Here is a 14,293-nt window from a genome sequence, read left to right as displayed (position 1 = left end):
GTGCCTTTTTACCCATGTGTCACCCCGCGGAAAAAAAGCGTCACGCAGCCTGTATCACCGCGCGTTTTATAAGGTTGCTGACAAATCAATGCCGTAACCGCTGGGGTGCGACTGCTGGAAGGGAAATAGACCCATGGGTATTTCTGACAATCCATACCGGTTTTTAGAATCATTGACTTATAGCCTGCAAAGCGGCTACCGCTTTCGATATCTTCATTCCGCGAGAAAAAATGACAGCCCTGAGTTGTTTCAACCAGCGTGTAGCGATCGTAAAAATCCTTATCGGGAACGGTTTGCCAGCTTATAGTGCCAAGCAAAATACCAACAGCAAATGTCCCGGTCATCCAAAGTACAGGTACATAATGTTTAAACCAACGCCCTGACATACGCGGCGGCGTCTCACCCTTTTTTTCTATTGCCTGAGCGAAGTCTTTGCGGATGGTCATGAGGCTCACACCAGGCTCAATCTGAAAGCCTCTACGCGGAACCGTGATTATCAGCGTATCTTCATTTTCGCCAACGGTACGTAATCCGCGGCGAATAATGGAGATATTCTGATAAAGCGTATTTGCCGACACCACCATGCCGTCTTCTTCCCACACTTTTTGAAAGAATGTTTGTTGTGAGACGACGGAGGGGGCGTTTTCCAGCAGAAGGCGCAAGCAGCGGCTGGCGGGCGTTGTCAGAATAATGTTGAGATCTGGCCTCGATAATGACGCCAGGCGATTCATTTCTGGATTAAATTCAATATTATCGTTAATTATCCATAACATCGCATTGTTACCATGCCAAAACATAACGTAGTTGGAGAGGGTTAATAGACACCACTGAGTATAGTCTGATGCTGTGGCTGCGCAGCAGGACATGGATTGTCCCTTGCACATACCGATCATATAGAAGAGCGAGAGGCATAAGACATTAACAGGTAAGCGTAGACACCGCTTTTCTCATTATAGCAGACTCAGGGGTGAAAGTACGTTTGGTTTTCTTGTTCGTTAAGTCTCCTGTTTTGTATTGAGGTGAGAATATCACCTTTAATCAAGTGGCCAAATTTACTGTGCCGCTACGCTTTAATATCTCATAGATAAATCATGAGAAAATATATCCTGACAATCTATATCATATGAAGGACAGGGTTTTATTGAACGTGTTCTCTATAATGGCTTGTAATATCCAAAAAAGCGCATTCGTTATGTAGGGATAGTTTCCAATTTATTAAGAGTTACAGTAGCCATACTTAATAGCAGCACGCTTCCCACTTAATATTTAAGCTGTGCTTTATATTATTTAAATATAAATGAGTTAACTCTTAATTGAATTATTTCAAACTTATACTAAATAAGTTTAAAACTATCTATCAGAAACAATTTGTAGGGATATAGTCTGTTTTTTCAATAAATAATCCTCTCTGCCATGTAAAATAGAAACATTTATTCATAATATGAATATTGTTGTGATAACAGATTTGCGTGAAAGTAAATCGACTGAAGGTGATGCCGATGAATATTTCTTCAGAAAGAACTCAATAAGGTAATCCAGGATCGGCAACAGATTACTGTCATCAGCTTAAAAACGGAAATCGCCCCGGCGATTAATGACTTTAACACTGATAGTGATTATCAGTGAAAGGCAACAACAAGGAATGAATTATGTCTACACCCGCGAATTTTAACGGTCAACGCCCTGCCATTGATGCTAACGACGCAGTAATGCTGCTGATTGACCACCAAAGTGGCCTGTTTCAGACCGTCGGCGACATGCCGATGCCGGAATTACGCGCGCGCGCCGCGGCGCTGGCTAAGATCGCTACCTTATGCAATATGCCGGTCATTACTACCGCATCCGTACCACAGGGACCAAATGGTCCGCTGATTCCGGAAATCCATGCGAATGCACCCCACGCGCAATATGTCGCGCGTAAAGGGGAAATTAATGCCTGGGATAATGCCGATTTTGTACAAGCGGTAAAAGCGACAGGCCGTAAAACGCTGATCATCGCCGGTACTATTACCAGTGTCTGCATGGCTTTTCCAGCCATCAGCGCCGTCGCGGAAGGGTACAAGGTATTTGCGGTAATTGATGCCTCCGGTACGTACAGTAAAATGGCGCAGGAAATTACGATGGCCCGCGTGGTGCAGGCGGGCGTAGTACCAATGGATACCGCGGCGGTAGCCTCTGAGCTGCAACGTACCTGGAATCGGGAAGATGCCGCAGAATGGGCGGATGTATATACCAAAATATTCCCGGCTTATCAGCTACTGATTGAAAGTTATACCAAAGCGCAGGAAGTAGTAAAAAATAATGAACTGCTGGATTCTCAACGCGCATAAATAACGCCCTGAAGAGGCTAAATAGCCCCATTTAATGGGGCTATTTTACTTGCCATTTTGGACCTGGGCAGTGCTCGCCAAAACGCGTTAGCGTTTTGAACGCCGCTTGCGGCGGCCCGAAGGGCGAGCGTAGCGAGTCAAACCTCACGTACTACGTGTACGCTCCGGTTTTTGCGCGCTGTCCGTGTCCAAACTGGCTGCGCCAATAACGCCTGGTGGGATAGGCTCTTAATCAAATACGCCATTAATAATCGCCGTGACCACCGCGGTACTGAGCGCGATCAGCACCAGATTATCCCCAACGATTTTCCACTCATAGCCCGGATAATAAGGTAATTGTCCCAGCATAGACGCCGGCACCGTTTTTTTAGCGATTCCCGGCGGCAGCGGTTTTCCTCTCGCCAGATTTTTCGCAATCCCCGGTGGTAAAGACTGATAACCCGTCAGCCCTAAATTTACTGCCAGTTGCCTGGCGACAGAGTAGCTAATGTCCGACTCGACGTGATCCGGTTTACCGCCATTTTTACGGTGTTCCGTTCTTTGCCCGGCATTTCCTTTATGCCCGTTACCGTTATTACCCTGATTAGCCGCGTTATTACTATGTCCGCCGCCATTGCCATTTCCCGGATTCGCCAGCACAGGCGTAGCGCTCAGGGAAAACGTAATCAACGTCGCCAGGACGGCGGTTAAACCACGACGATTGTTCATGATATTGCCCTTCTGATGTGGGATACCATGAAAATAGCGCCCCGCCATAAAAAGAACAACTACATCGATTCTTATTTTAAGCGGGGCTCGCCAACAGCAGCTTATCGTATCCAGATAGTCAGTAAAATCAGGATGATTGCTATCAGGACAACCTGATAAAAAATTTTGTCCAACCCTCTTTTTTGCATGGCGTCACCTCGTTAGAAAACGATTTGCCAGAGGGCTAAACACAACACCAACAGGCTAATCAGTAAAAATATCAGCGCGATGATTTTATCGGGTGAGCGATTCATCTGGGCGATCCTCAAACATCATTAAAACCACTGGCCAAAGCGTTTGATATAAAAGCGCTTCATGCCTTGCGCCACCAGACAGTAGCTCAATAATGTCGCCACCAACCATGGGAAGTAGCTCAGTGGCAGCGGCTCCAGTCCAACCATCGCGCCCAGAGGTGAGAATGGAATATAAATGCCTATCGCCATAATCAAGCCGGTCGTCAATAATACCGGCAACGTCGCCCGACTTTGGATAAACGGTATTTTCTGCGTCCTTAGCATATGCACGACCAGTGTCTGCGAGAGCAGACCCTCAATAAACCAGCCGGACTGAAAGAGCGCCTGCGCCTCTACGTTATTAGCTGCAAAGACGTACCACATCAACGCAAAGGTTGTGATATCGAAAATAGAAGACGTTGGGCCAATCCATAGCATAAAACGGCCAATATTTTTCGCGTCCCATTTCCGCGGCTTACGCAGGAACTCTTTATCCATTTTGTCCCACGGCAACGACAACTGCGAAATATCGTACATCAAATTCTGGATCAACAGATGAATCGCCAGCATCGGCAGAAACGGAATAAACGCGCTGGCTACCAGTACCGAAAAAACATTGCCGAAATTAGAGCTGGCGGTCATATTCAGGTATTTAATGATATTGCCAAAGGTTTCCCGCCCTTTGATAACGCCTTCCTCAAGCACCATGAGATCTTTTTCCAGCAGAATAATATCTGATGACTCTTTAGCAATATCGGCGGCGCTATCGACGGAAATCCCCACATCCGCATCACGAAGCGCGGGCGCGTCGTTGATCCCATCTCCAAGAAAACCAACGGTATGACCATTTTTCTGTAGCGCTTGCAAAATACGCGTTTTTTGTAACGGCGTCAGCCGGGCGAATACTGCGCGTTTCTCCACCTCAGGCGCCAGTTCGGCATCTGACATCGCCTCAACCTGGGTTCCGGTCAGGATATCGTGCGTATCAATACCCACTTCCAGACAGATACGCGCCGTCACAACCGGATTATCGCCGGTGAGGACTTTGACCGCCACGCCGTTATCCCGCAACGCGGCAATAGCTTTTCCGGCGCTTTCTTTCGGCGGATCGAGAAAAGTGAGCATCCCTTCGATGGTAAGTTCGGTCTCATCCTCCACACTTAATGTCGGATTGTTCCCGGAACCATCCAGCTTACGTGTCGCTATCAGCAATACACGGAATCCCTGCGCATTGTAATCTTCGGTTTTCGCCAGCAGCAGCTCGCGGCGTGTTTCCGTCAGCGCCACTACACGATCGCCTTCGCGAAGATGGGTGGCTACCATCATCATCTCTTCAACGGCGCCTTTACAGATCAGGCATCTGTCTCCATGCTGCGTATCCTCCACCAGGACCGATACCCGGCGACGTACAAAGTCGAATGGCAGTTCATCGCGTTTAATGAAGCGTGCTTTTGTCGATGGTGCGATGCGGCCCTCGCCAAAACGCAGTATGGCGCGATCCATCACATTCCGTGCGCCGCTCTGGCTGCTACTATTCAGCCAGGCCAGCATCAATACCCGGCTGCTTTTTACACCGCTCACATCCAGATGATGCTCCAGAAAAATATTGTCCTGGGTTAAGGTGCCGGTTTTATCTGTACACAGCACATCCATCGCGCCGAAGTTTTGAATAGCGTTCAGGCGCTTGACGATCACTTTGCGCCGCGACATCGCAATCGCGCCTTTTGCCAGGTTGGAACTGACAATCATGGGCAACATTTCCGGCGTCAACCCCACCGCAACCGCCAGCGCGAACAGCGAAGCCTCTACCCAGTCTCCCTTACTGAAACCATTGATCAGCAGGACAACCGGCACCATGATCAGCATAAAGCGTATCAACAGCCAGCTCACGCTGTTGACTCCGCGATCGAAAGCCGTCTGGGTACGCGTACCCACAATGGATTTCGCCAGCGAGCCGAACCAGGTACGGCTTCCCGTCGCAACCACGACCGCTTGCGCTCTGCCGCTGGTTACATTGGTTCCCATCAGACAGATATTGCCCAAATCTAGCAGGCTTTTATCTTTATCAGGCAATTGCTCGCTGTCTTTACCTGCCACATCAGCCATAACATCGTATTTTTCTACGGGTAATGATTCACCACTAAGAATTGACTGACTGATAAAGAGATCGCGCGACGCCAGCAGTCGAACGTCGGCGGGCACCAGATCGCCTGCGGCCAGAAAAACCACATCGCCCGGCACCAGTTCTTCAATGGGAATCTCTTCCTGCACCGCGCCTATATTGCCCGGCCCACGACGCAACACCGTGGCGGTGGTGCGAACCATCTTTTTCAGCGCCTGTGCTGCTCTGTTAGTGCGAAACTCCTGCCAGAAACGCAATAACCCGCTCAAACTGACCATCGTCAGAATAATCAGCACGCCAGTGAGATCGGTCTCTTCGCCACGGCGTAACGGGAGCCAGTAATCCGTGATGAAACTAACCCCTGCCAATGCCATCAGAACGTAAATAAACGGGTTATTGAATGCCTGCAGAAGCTGAATCAGCGCCGGAGGAACTTGCTCATGCGCCACTTCATTGCGCCCATACACTTTCAACCGTTTGCTGGCCTCTTCTATCGTGAGGCCCTGACGATGGCTGTTCAGCCGCGCCAGTGTCTCCTCCGGGCTATGAAAAGCTTCCGCTTCGATCGGAAATACTTTTTTATGCTGCTTATCATTTTCTGACGCCGGGCGATTGAGTTTCCGGTTTTCAATGTTCATGTCAGTCATGATGAATCCCCAAAATTAAGGTGTAGTGTTTCCTGCATATCACGCCCGGGGAATAGCAAACTCACGATTTCAAGGTGAATGCCCCGGGAGAATTATCTATGCATAAAAAAGGTTATTGCTTACTCACTATTTTGAGTGGGTTTTATTTTATCGACTCGGGAATATCCATCATTCCCTCCTTATACGCCTGGCGTAATGTTGCAATTGAATAAAAAACTATTATTGACTATCAATGCTCCAGTGAATTGCGGTGATATTATCGTTATCACCTATTCTGGATATAATCAGTTCTCGCGTTTTACGATAATCAGCATGACCCACGAGCTCGGCACGAATTTCTTTATAGCCCTGTTCCTGAGCGGGGACCGAACCTAACCCTTGTAAACAGATCGCGGCCTCTTTTACGATATTCAGTAACCACTGACGAACCTCGCTTTCATCTTCTTTATTACAGGTTACTTTCAGGATATAACGTTTTTCTCCCTCGGCGGATACCGGGAGTTGATTTATACGCTGCGCCGCTTCACGCAGTAAAATATTGGCGCAAAGAATAATGATCGTCGCCGCCAGCGCATTTTTGAACTGCCCTAAGCCGCATAACACGCCGATGCCCGCCGAACACCATAGCGTTGCCGCAGTGTTCAGCCCGCGCACATTCATCCCTTCGCGCATGATGACGCCCGCCCCCAGAAAGCCAATCCCAGAGACAATCTGCGCCGCAATTCGCCCGGGGCTGTCTGGCGATGTCGTCATGGAGCTCAGAATAAAAACGGCGGCGCCTGTCGCCACCAGCGCATTAGTGCGTAATCCCGCCATACGTTGACGCCATTGTCTTTCCGCGCCAATCAGCGCGCCCAACAGCATAGCGGCCAGTAAATTCAAAATATAAGGAAACATTAACATACGTTCCTCCATTTTTTCTGGAAGAATAAGTACGTGCTATATTTAGCACACGACAAATTTCTGCCCTGAGGCAATTAGCGTCGTGTTAACGGCGGAGGAAATAAAGCGTGTTTAAACATGAACATGACGATTACCTCGCGACAATGCGCGTGTTGTAACATTATTGGGATGACAATCGTCACAAGGGGAGATTGCTGCCCACCGGTTCGGCAAGCAGCGCAGGAATAGCGTGCGTTAACTTGCCAGATGATTTACGTAAAAGTGACTGTCCAACATATTACTCCTGCATGAATTTGCGCTTATTATAGTCAGCCAATATGTTCCGTAAAGTGCAAAGGCGGCTTTAGTGACGTTCTGTTTAAGTTTGTTTGATATTTTTTCTTATGACAAAAAAATGACAATATTATGTCGATAACAAGCTCGTCTGAAATCATTAAACAATAAATTCCTGCTTAATACCGACGATAGCTCTGTTATGATGCCTGCACGTAAAAAAATAAAACAACATGACGAGGAAAAAATGGGTTCCACCAGAAAAGGGATGCTAAACGTCCTGATTGCCGCCGTATTGTGGGGGAGTTCAGGCGTTTGCGCGCAGTACATCATGGAGCAAAGCCGTATGTCGTCACAGTTCCTGACGATGATACGTTTGTTATTCGCCGGGCTGATACTGGTGACCTTCTCCTTTATGCACGGCGATAAGATATTTTCGATTCTTAAAAACCTCAAAGATGCACTGAGTCTGCTGATTTTCTCCGTGGTGGGCGCGCTCACCGTTCAGCTAACCTTCCTGCTCACGATTGAAAAATCCAATGCCGCCACCGCGACAGTGCTGCAATTTTTATCGCCGACCATTATTGTAGCGTGGTTTGCATTAGCGCGAAGAACACGACCAGGCATTCTGGTCTTAACCGCCATTCTTACATCGCTTATCGGCACCTTTTTACTGGTGACTCACGGTAATCCAACATCGCTGTCGATCTCTTCAGCCGCGCTGTTCTGGGGTATCGCCTCCGCATTTGCCGCCGCCTTTTATACGACCTGGCCTTCCAGGCTAATCGCCCAATACGGCACGCTGCCAGTGGTCGGCTGGAGTATGTCCTTTGGCGGCCTTATTCTGCTGCCCTTCTACGCTAAAGAAGGAACGCACTTTGCGGTGAGCGGCAGCCTGATTCTGGCCTTTTTCTACCTGGTGGTGATCGGTACATCGCTGACGTTCAGCCTGTATTTGAAAGGCGCGCAACTGATTGGTGGCCCCAAAGCCAGCATTTTAAGCTGCGCGGAACCGTTAAGCAGCGCCCTGCTGTCGCTACTGCTGTTGGGGATTAGTTTTACCTTGCCGGACTGGCTGGGCACGCTGCTCATTCTCTCGTCAGTGATTCTGATCTCCCTCGATTCCCGTCGACGCGCGCGGGCCGCTTAACGCCGTTGATAATCACGATGACCGGGCGGAAGAGGGAAAAGTTTAATGGCGCTTTGCCTTAATCTCTTCGTCAGAAAGCCCGGTAATCATCAGCACCATCTCTCGCTCGATCCCCTGTTCCAGCATCGTATGCGCAATACGCAAGGCTTCCTCCTGCTTACCTTGATGTATACCTTGCTGTATGCCTTGTTGCACGCCTTCACGCTTACCTTTTCTGCGCCCCGATTCACGTATTCTGTCTACGATCGTCATTAATCTCTCCTTGTGTTGGGGAACACGACGCGCCACCTCGCGGATAAACTTGCCAAAACGAGGCGTGCTGCCATGCTGTATTAGCAAATAATTAAACAGCGCTTTTAGCTGACTGTCATTAGCGTTTCCCGTAATCAGAAGTACCGCTAAGCGCTCGACCAATCCCATCAGGTCGCGTTGACGTATATGCTTTTGTACCAGTTCCAGCATCGCGATACGTCGATGCTGCATAATCTCGTTATCCGGCACCACCGTAATGTCTACCAGTGGAAATGCCGTCGCATAAAGCTGACGCGCCAGCGCAGGATCGTCAAACTCATCCAGCCAGCACAGCGAAAAGGGATACGGGCTTTTCGCGCCATGGTAAAACAGCATGGGAATCACCAGCGGTAACGTTTTATGACCAGCATCCAGATGGCGCTGCATCGCGGCAGTCGCGTAACGCATTAACCGGAACGCCATATGCGCGTCCGGCGTACTCTGATGCTCTATAACGACATAGATATAACCGTCGCCTTCACACGTTTTTAGCGACCAAAGGACATCGGAATAAAACGCGCGTAAATTTTTCTCGATAAAACTGTCCGGCGCCAGTTTCAACGTCGTCAGATCGCAACGTATTCTTAGCGAATGGGGAAGATGAATATTGAGAAAATCCCGCGCGGTATCCGGATGGCGTAAAAACGTTTTGAATACCGCATCATAAGGCGTGGACGTGGGGCTTTTTTTCATGGCGATCCGTCACCTGAGGAATAAGATGACGCCACTGTACTCGCCAAAAATACAGACAGCATTCAGGAAAATTTAACCCTGCGAGGAGGCTCGAAAGGGAATCACTGACGGCTGCAATACGTACATTTTTGCCCAGCCTGCTACGCATTATCGCCCGATAGCGTAACGCTAACCGGGCCTACAAATACACGTCATCTGTAGGCCAGGTAAACGTAGCGCTCTTCGGCGATAAATCTCACACCAGCGCTTTGACTATCTCCATCAACCGAATGACGTCTTCGGGGCGCGTATTGCCGGTTTGCGGATCGATAATCGAGCTGTAAACATGCGGCATGACGCGCGGCACGCCTGCTTCCAGGCAGGTTTGCAGGATAATACCGAAATTATCCAGTGAGATACCGCCGGTCGGCTCGATAAGCGTCATGCCGTGGCGGCCGGCGGTTGTCGCCAGCGCATAGAGTTCCGGTAACGACTTTTCGCCGCCCATCGGGAAAAACTTCGCCGCATGTGCGCCCATATCCTGCATCATGCGTACCGCCGCTTCACAGGAAACGCGGGCTGGCGTTCCCTGGCTGCTGCTGACGCCGGTAGAAATCACCACCTCGCCAGGCGTTCCCGTCGGGCTGACCAGGGCGTTGATATGCGTTTGCTCGCCGCCCGTCGCCGCCAGCGCGCCCGCCGCGAAGCCGCTGCCGGTAAAGGTCTGGTTGACATGGGCCGGGTGAGTATGGGCGGCAATCATCGCCGCTTTGTAGTACTGCGCCGGGTCGCCTGCGCCCAGACCCACTGAGATAGACGGCACCTCCGCCATCCAGCGTTTCACCTCCGGCACGCCCTCTTCTACCGTAGCGAACTGCGCGGAAAGTACGCCAATGACCGCATGGCCTTCGGCGGCTTCATAGATAGCCTTCGCGTTGGCGATATCCTTTGCCAGCACGTTAATCGCTACCCGCTGACGATAAAAATTAATCTGCTGCATGTTCTGCAATCTCCCTGAGTCGCGCCACAATCAATGCCATTTCCCCTTCAGCTACCGTGCGTGGATCGAGGCTAAAAACCCCCTGATGAAGCTGATATTTGCGGGCGTAAATCGCTATCTCGCCGCCGCGCAACTGCGCTTCGACGTCCTGCGCGTTCAGCCCCAATTCAGATGCGTTCACCCGCACACGAATACGCCAGATTGCACGCCCGGCCTCATCCTGTTCGATATCGGCATAAAGTCCATGGATGGCGGAAATCGCTTCCGCGACCGGCTGTAACTGTGCTGTGGTCACGGTCGTCTGGCCCTGGTGGTAATTCTCCAGCGCATACACCAGCCCAACCATGTTTTCCTTGCCGATTTTCATTGCTCTGGCAATCCCCTGGTGCTGCGCTTTGCAGGCGGCAATCCACGTTTTCTTGCCAGTAATAAAGCCGGAGGTTGGCGCATTAAAGGCTTTCGCGCCGCTATAGATAACCATATCCGCGCCGCTCGCCACCCAGCCGCGCAAATCCTCTTCCGCCGCGGCATCGACAATCAACGGCAGGTGGTTGGCCTGCGCCACCTGTACAAAATCGTCAATGCTCAACATGCCTTTCTGTACGCAATGGTGTGATTTCACATAGAGTAGCGCGGCGGTCTTTTCGTTAATGGCGCTTTCCAGTTGCCAGCGGGCCGCCAGATTGCTCGACCCCACTTCCACTATGCGCCCGCCGCCAAGACGAATGGCGCTGGTGACTGGCGCGCCGTAGTCCACATTATGCCCGCGCAGCATCACTACCTCATTGGCCATACCGCTACTGTCCGGCATCAGGTCGACGCGCGCCCGATCGCCGTGGGTGATAGCGGCAGCGACGGCAATGGCAATACCCGCCGAGGCGCACGAGGTGATATAGCTATCTTCAGCACCCGTATAGCGCGATACCAGTTCGCCGGTTTTTTCTACCAGCGCGTCAATCTCGACGAAAGCGGAAGCCGCGCGCGCGGTGGCCTGCATGACCTCCGGCGCGACGCTTGAGACGCCCAGAATGGTCATTTTGCCGCAGGCGTTAATGACCTTTTTCAACCCCAGTTGTTGATAGATATTCGGCGTCATGATTTACAGCACTCCCAACAACGAACAGACTATGCTCAGTGCGACAATCGACAGCAAAATGGTGGTGTAGCGCGGCCCTTTTTTTACCAGATAGAAGTAGATGGCGAATACCGCCGCCAGTGGCAGTAAGCCCGGCGCGATAGAGTCGAGGATCTGCTGAACCACCACTTCAGATCCTTTCAAGGCGCTAATTTTTAACGGCGTGGTGATTTTGACGTAGCTGGCGGAAAGCGCGCCCATCATGATCAAACCCAGCACGTTGGCCCCGTAGATCAGTTCTTTGATTCGCCCCCCTTGCAGCAGGCCGATAATCGAATCACGCCCCAGCGTATATCCCTTGTGGACCATACCGTAGCTGATCGCCAGGGTGATCGCCGGGTAGAGAATCAGCGGGATAATACCACCCATCGCGCTGCCATTTGCCGCGAACGGAATAAAGATCGCTATCAACAGCGGCATCACCGCCGCCCAGATAATCGAGTCGCCCATCCCGGCAAGCGGCCCCATCAGGCCAGTTTTAATGCCGGTGATAGACGAGTCGTTAATCGGCTCGCCGCGCGTTTTTTGTTCTTCCATGGCAATAGAGATGCCCTGAATCACCGCGCCGAAGGTCTGCTCGGAGTTAAAGAAGTTAAGGTGGCGTTTTAGCGCTTCTACCTGCTCCTCTTTTTGTGGGTAAAGTTTTTTGATGATCGGCGTCATCGAGGCGCAGAAAATCAGGCTTTGTAAGCGCTCATAGGAGCTGGAAACCTCGGCGCCCAGCCAGTAGATAAACCAGGCTTTGGTGATATCTGCTTTGGTCAGCGCCCCGCTTTCCCGCGCACGCTCAACCAGTTCATGTTGCATTACGTCACTGCTCATCATGCTGCTCCTTCATTTTTCGCCAGGCCTTTAATCAGGAAGGCGACACAGGTGCCGAAGATGGCCATCGCCATGATGTCGACCTTGAGGTACAACACCGCGAAGAACCCGCCGATAAACCACGGCAACAGGCTCTTTTTACCGATCACCATAATGGTGATGGCAAAGCCCAGCGCCGGCAGAATGCCGCCCATGATTTCAAAGGAGTGGGTTAACCAGTGCGGCATCAGTTTAAGGAAACTTTCCACCACATCCTGGCCAAAGTAGTTAGCGGCAAAGACCACCGGGAAGCGCAGCACCAGCCCCAGCAATGCCGGGTAAAGAAAGGCGCAACGCATGATGCCCGCCATGTTTGCCGTTTCCGCGTGTTTATCCGCCATATGCACCCAGGCGGCGTTCAGCGTGCGCCTAAGCTGATCGAGAAACACGCCAATCACGCCAAACGGGATTGCCAGCGCGATCGCCAGGTTTGGGTCCATACCGGCCTTCACCGCGATAGGAATGGAGATACAGGCCGCCAGCGCCGGGTCCGACGGCACGTTGCCGCCCGGCGTTGAGGTCACGCCCAAATAAACGAGCTGCATCCCTGCGCCGATGATCATCGCGGTCTGCATATTGCCAAGCAAAAGCCCGACAAATACCGCGATCACCACCGGTTGTAACAGCATCGCGGAGAAGGTGTAGCCGAGGCGTAAACGGGCAAACCAGTAATACAACCCCATCAGGCTTGCAAAGAGTAAGGTATCCATAGTGTTATCCTATACACTTCATCCTTCAGGCTGCCTCTTTGTTGGCTGCCTTCGCTCACCCCAGTCACTTACTTTAGTAAGCTCCAGGGGATTCACTCAGTTGCCGCCTTGATGCATCCAGAATGATTTTGTGTCTATTAAAGGGTTAGAATTTTTTCAGGATATCGTCGAGCGGCTGCGGCTTATCTTCCGGAATGGTCTGGAAAAATACCTGAACGCCACGGTTTTTCAGGTCGTTAAGAATGCCGACGTCTTTTTCATCCAGCGTAATATTCTGAAAAACCGCCTTGCGGTTTGGCCCGCCGCCGAGACCGCCAACCTGAATGCGGGTAACGTCAAAGCCCAGTTGTATGGCGTCCTGCACCGCTGCCAGTGAGGGAAAAAGCACCAGCACGTTACCGTCGCCAAGCTGATTTTCTTTCCATGCGGCGGCAAAACTCTGGTTGCCGAAGCAATCCACTTTGATATTTGGCGGCGCGGCCATCAGGTAGATATTTTTCGTAAACGGATCGGCGTCCAGTTCATCACTCACAACGGCTATCCGGTTCGCCTGAGATTGTCCGACCCACTTCGTGACAACCTGCCCATGAATGAGACGGCTGTCGATGCGGCATAAAACGATATTGGCCATGATGTTTTCCTTAGAGTGATTGTTGTAGCTGACGTACATGGGCGACCACATCCAGGCAGCTACTGCGCCCGGCCTCAACTAACTCGTCCACGCAGGCGGTTAGCATCCCTTGTTCGCGCCTGTCCAGCGCCTCCAGCAGTAGCGACGCATTCAGTCCGGCGATCACCGCCACCGGATAATCGGCGCTTAGCCGCGCCGCGACGTTGGACGTTGTGCCGCCGACAAAATCCGTCAGGATCAGCGAGCCTTCCGGCAGCGTTTTCACCATAGCCTCGACGCGTTGATAAAACTCGCCCAGCGTATCGACAGGCATTAACGCGATTTCCGTCACGCCTTTAATTTCGCCCGTGACCATACGCAGGCTGTTGCAAAGCGGTTGTCCCCAGCCGCCATGCGTCAGCAGCAGGATGTGGGGCAACGGTTGTGTGGTAGTCAAAATGGCCTCCTGGCGCAATTACATGAGAACACCGGCATATATTGCCCGGTGGCACTGCGCTTACCGGGCCTACAGGACACTCCCGGTAGGCCGGATAAGGCGTTTACGCCGCTATCCGGCATAACGCATCATCAGAAGAGCAAAGGTTGTGC

At 51.3% G+C, this 14,293-nt stretch carries 15 protein-coding genes; 2 read left to right on the top strand and 13 right to left on the bottom strand.

Annotation, left to right across the window (positions count from 1 at the left end):
* Nucleotides 1-8: 8 nt before the first annotated feature.
* Nucleotides 9-866, bottom strand: coding sequence for a transcriptional regulator (locus tag ACFK9X_RS00420; protein ID WP_151115204.1), 858 nt, complete (start codon nt 864-866; stop codon nt 9-11).
* 783 nt (nt 867-1,649) lie between these two features.
* On the opposite strand from ACFK9X_RS00420, the gene ACFK9X_RS00415 reads away from it, so the two are divergent.
* Complete coding sequence (locus ACFK9X_RS00415) at nt 1,650-2,330, top strand: isochorismatase family protein (protein ID WP_000106461.1); 681 nt, start codon at nt 1,650-1,652, stop codon at nt 2,328-2,330.
* A gap of 228 nt (nt 2,331-2,558) precedes the next feature.
* Here ACFK9X_RS00415 and cigR read toward each other — a convergent pair whose 3' ends face one another.
* The 5 genes from cigR to ACFK9X_RS00390 form a co-directional block, all read right to left on the bottom strand.
* The gene (gene cigR, locus ACFK9X_RS00410; RefSeq protein WP_151115202.1) at nt 2,559-3,038 is read right to left on the bottom strand and encodes an anti-virulence regulatory inner membrane protein CigR; all 480 of its coding nucleotides are present in this window, start codon (nt 3,036-3,038) and stop codon (nt 2,559-2,561) included.
* Nucleotides 3,039-3,139: 101 nt separating this feature from the next.
* On the bottom strand, nt 3,140-3,226 hold the full coding sequence (gene mgtU / locus ACFK9X_RS00405; RefSeq protein ID WP_252515021.1) for a magnesium transporter protection protein MgtU: 87 nt from the start codon (nt 3,224-3,226) through the stop codon (nt 3,140-3,142).
* Nucleotides 3,227-3,238: 12 nt separating this feature from the next.
* A complete protein-coding gene (mgtR, locus tag ACFK9X_RS00400) occupies nt 3,239-3,331 on the bottom strand; it encodes a protein MgtR (RefSeq protein ID WP_001082117.1) in 93 nt (30 codons plus the stop codon).
* Nucleotides 3,332-3,352: 21 nt separating this feature from the next.
* A complete protein-coding gene (gene mgtA / locus ACFK9X_RS00395) occupies nt 3,353-6,079 on the bottom strand; it encodes a magnesium-translocating P-type ATPase (protein WP_151115200.1) in 2,727 nt (908 codons plus the stop codon).
* A 219-nt stretch (nt 6,080-6,298) separates the two neighbouring features.
* Nucleotides 6,299-6,994 carry an MgtC family protein gene (locus ACFK9X_RS00390; RefSeq protein ID WP_000392700.1) on the bottom strand — a complete coding sequence of 232 codons (696 nt, stop codon included), beginning with the start codon at nt 6,992-6,994 and terminating at the stop codon, nt 6,299-6,301.
* Between the two features lie 508 nt (nt 6,995-7,502).
* Between ACFK9X_RS00390 and ACFK9X_RS00385 the strand changes: the two genes are divergently transcribed.
* Nucleotides 7,503-8,405, top strand: a complete 903-nt coding sequence (locus tag ACFK9X_RS00385; RefSeq protein ID WP_151115198.1) for an EamA family transporter — start codon at nt 7,503-7,505, stop codon at nt 8,403-8,405.
* A 42-nt stretch (nt 8,406-8,447) separates the two neighbouring features.
* On the opposite strand, the gene ACFK9X_RS00380 is transcribed toward ACFK9X_RS00385, so the two are convergent.
* From ACFK9X_RS00380 to ACFK9X_RS00350, 7 genes are all read right to left on the bottom strand, one after another.
* Complete coding sequence (locus tag ACFK9X_RS00380; RefSeq protein WP_151115196.1) at nt 8,448-9,389, bottom strand: Rpn family recombination-promoting nuclease/putative transposase; 942 nt, start codon at nt 9,387-9,389, stop codon at nt 8,448-8,450.
* Nucleotides 9,390-9,624: 235 nt separating this feature from the next.
* A complete protein-coding gene (locus ACFK9X_RS00375; RefSeq protein ID WP_151115194.1) occupies nt 9,625-10,368 on the bottom strand; it encodes a 2-dehydro-3-deoxy-phosphogluconate aldolase in 744 nt (247 codons plus the stop codon).
* Entirely contained in the window at nt 10,355-11,464 is a 1,110-nt protein-coding gene (gene dgaE / locus ACFK9X_RS00370; protein WP_151115191.1) for a D-glucosaminate-6-phosphate ammonia lyase, read from the bottom strand. The genes ACFK9X_RS00375 and dgaE overlap by 14 nt, the downstream gene beginning before the upstream one ends.
* Before the next feature lie 3 nt (nt 11,465-11,467).
* Nucleotides 11,468-12,328 (bottom strand): PTS system mannose/fructose/sorbose family transporter subunit IID, encoded by an 861-nt coding sequence (locus ACFK9X_RS00365; RefSeq protein ID WP_001526325.1) that lies wholly within the window; start codon nt 12,326-12,328, stop codon nt 11,468-11,470.
* The gene (locus tag ACFK9X_RS00360) at nt 12,325-13,074 is read right to left on the bottom strand and encodes a PTS sugar transporter subunit IIC (protein ID WP_000380259.1); all 750 of its coding nucleotides are present in this window, start codon (nt 13,072-13,074) and stop codon (nt 12,325-12,327) included. Before ACFK9X_RS00360 ends, ACFK9X_RS00365 begins: the two co-directional genes overlap by 4 nt.
* A gap of 145 nt (nt 13,075-13,219) precedes the next feature.
* Nucleotides 13,220-13,705 carry a PTS system mannose/fructose/N-acetylgalactosamine-transporter subunit IIB gene (locus tag ACFK9X_RS00355; RefSeq protein ID WP_151115189.1) on the bottom strand — a complete coding sequence of 162 codons (486 nt, stop codon included), beginning with the start codon at nt 13,703-13,705 and terminating at the stop codon, nt 13,220-13,222.
* 10 nt (nt 13,706-13,715) lie between these two features.
* Complete coding sequence (locus ACFK9X_RS00350) at nt 13,716-14,141, bottom strand: PTS sugar transporter subunit IIA (protein WP_000214103.1); 426 nt, start codon at nt 14,139-14,141, stop codon at nt 13,716-13,718.
* Between the last annotated feature and the right edge of the window lie 152 nt (nt 14,142-14,293).

It is taken from the genome of Salmonella sp. WC3 (assembly GCF_042932255.1).
Taxonomy (GTDB): domain Bacteria; phylum Pseudomonadota; class Gammaproteobacteria; order Enterobacterales; family Enterobacteriaceae; genus Salmonella; species Salmonella enterica.
The sequence above is the reverse complement of the archived record's forward strand: the minus strand, read 5'-3'. Positions and strand labels throughout refer to the sequence as shown.

What these genes read in the sequence shown, in the direction of transcription:
- ACFK9X_RS00420 (WP_151115204.1), bottom strand. Translation starts at nt 866, where the DNA reads ATGTCCTGCTGCGCAGCCACAGCATCAGACTATACTCAGTGGTGTCTA.
- ACFK9X_RS00415 (WP_000106461.1), top strand. Translation starts at nt 1,650, where the DNA reads ATGTCTACACCCGCGAATTTTAACGGTCAACGCCCTGCCATTGATGCT.
- cigR (WP_151115202.1), bottom strand. Translation starts at nt 3,038, where the DNA reads ATGAACAATCGTCGTGGTTTAACCGCCGTCCTGGCGACGTTGATTACG.
- mgtU (WP_252515021.1), bottom strand. Translation starts at nt 3,226, where the DNA reads ATGCAAAAAAGAGGGTTGGACAAAATTTTTTATCAGGTTGTCCTGATA.
- mgtR (WP_001082117.1), bottom strand. Translation starts at nt 3,331, where the DNA reads ATGAATCGCTCACCCGATAAAATCATCGCGCTGATATTTTTACTGATT.
- mgtA (WP_151115200.1), bottom strand. Translation starts at nt 6,079, where the DNA reads ATGACTGACATGAACATTGAAAACCGGAAACTCAATCGCCCGGCGTCA.
- ACFK9X_RS00390 (WP_000392700.1), bottom strand. Translation starts at nt 6,994, where the DNA reads ATGGAGGAACGTATGTTAATGTTTCCTTATATTTTGAATTTACTGGCC.
- ACFK9X_RS00385 (WP_151115198.1), top strand. Translation starts at nt 7,503, where the DNA reads ATGGGTTCCACCAGAAAAGGGATGCTAAACGTCCTGATTGCCGCCGTA.
- ACFK9X_RS00380 (WP_151115196.1), bottom strand. Translation starts at nt 9,389, where the DNA reads ATGAAAAAAAGCCCCACGTCCACGCCTTATGATGCGGTATTCAAAACG.
- ACFK9X_RS00375 (WP_151115194.1), bottom strand. Translation starts at nt 10,368, where the DNA reads ATGCAGCAGATTAATTTTTATCGTCAGCGGGTAGCGATTAACGTGCTG.
- dgaE (WP_151115191.1), bottom strand. Translation starts at nt 11,464, where the DNA reads ATGACGCCGAATATCTATCAACAACTGGGGTTGAAAAAGGTCATTAAC.
- ACFK9X_RS00365 (WP_001526325.1), bottom strand. Translation starts at nt 12,328, where the DNA reads ATGATGAGCAGTGACGTAATGCAACATGAACTGGTTGAGCGTGCGCGG.
- ACFK9X_RS00360 (WP_000380259.1), bottom strand. Translation starts at nt 13,074, where the DNA reads ATGGATACCTTACTCTTTGCAAGCCTGATGGGGTTGTATTACTGGTTT.
- ACFK9X_RS00355 (WP_151115189.1), bottom strand. Translation starts at nt 13,705, where the DNA reads ATGGCCAATATCGTTTTATGCCGCATCGACAGCCGTCTCATTCATGGG.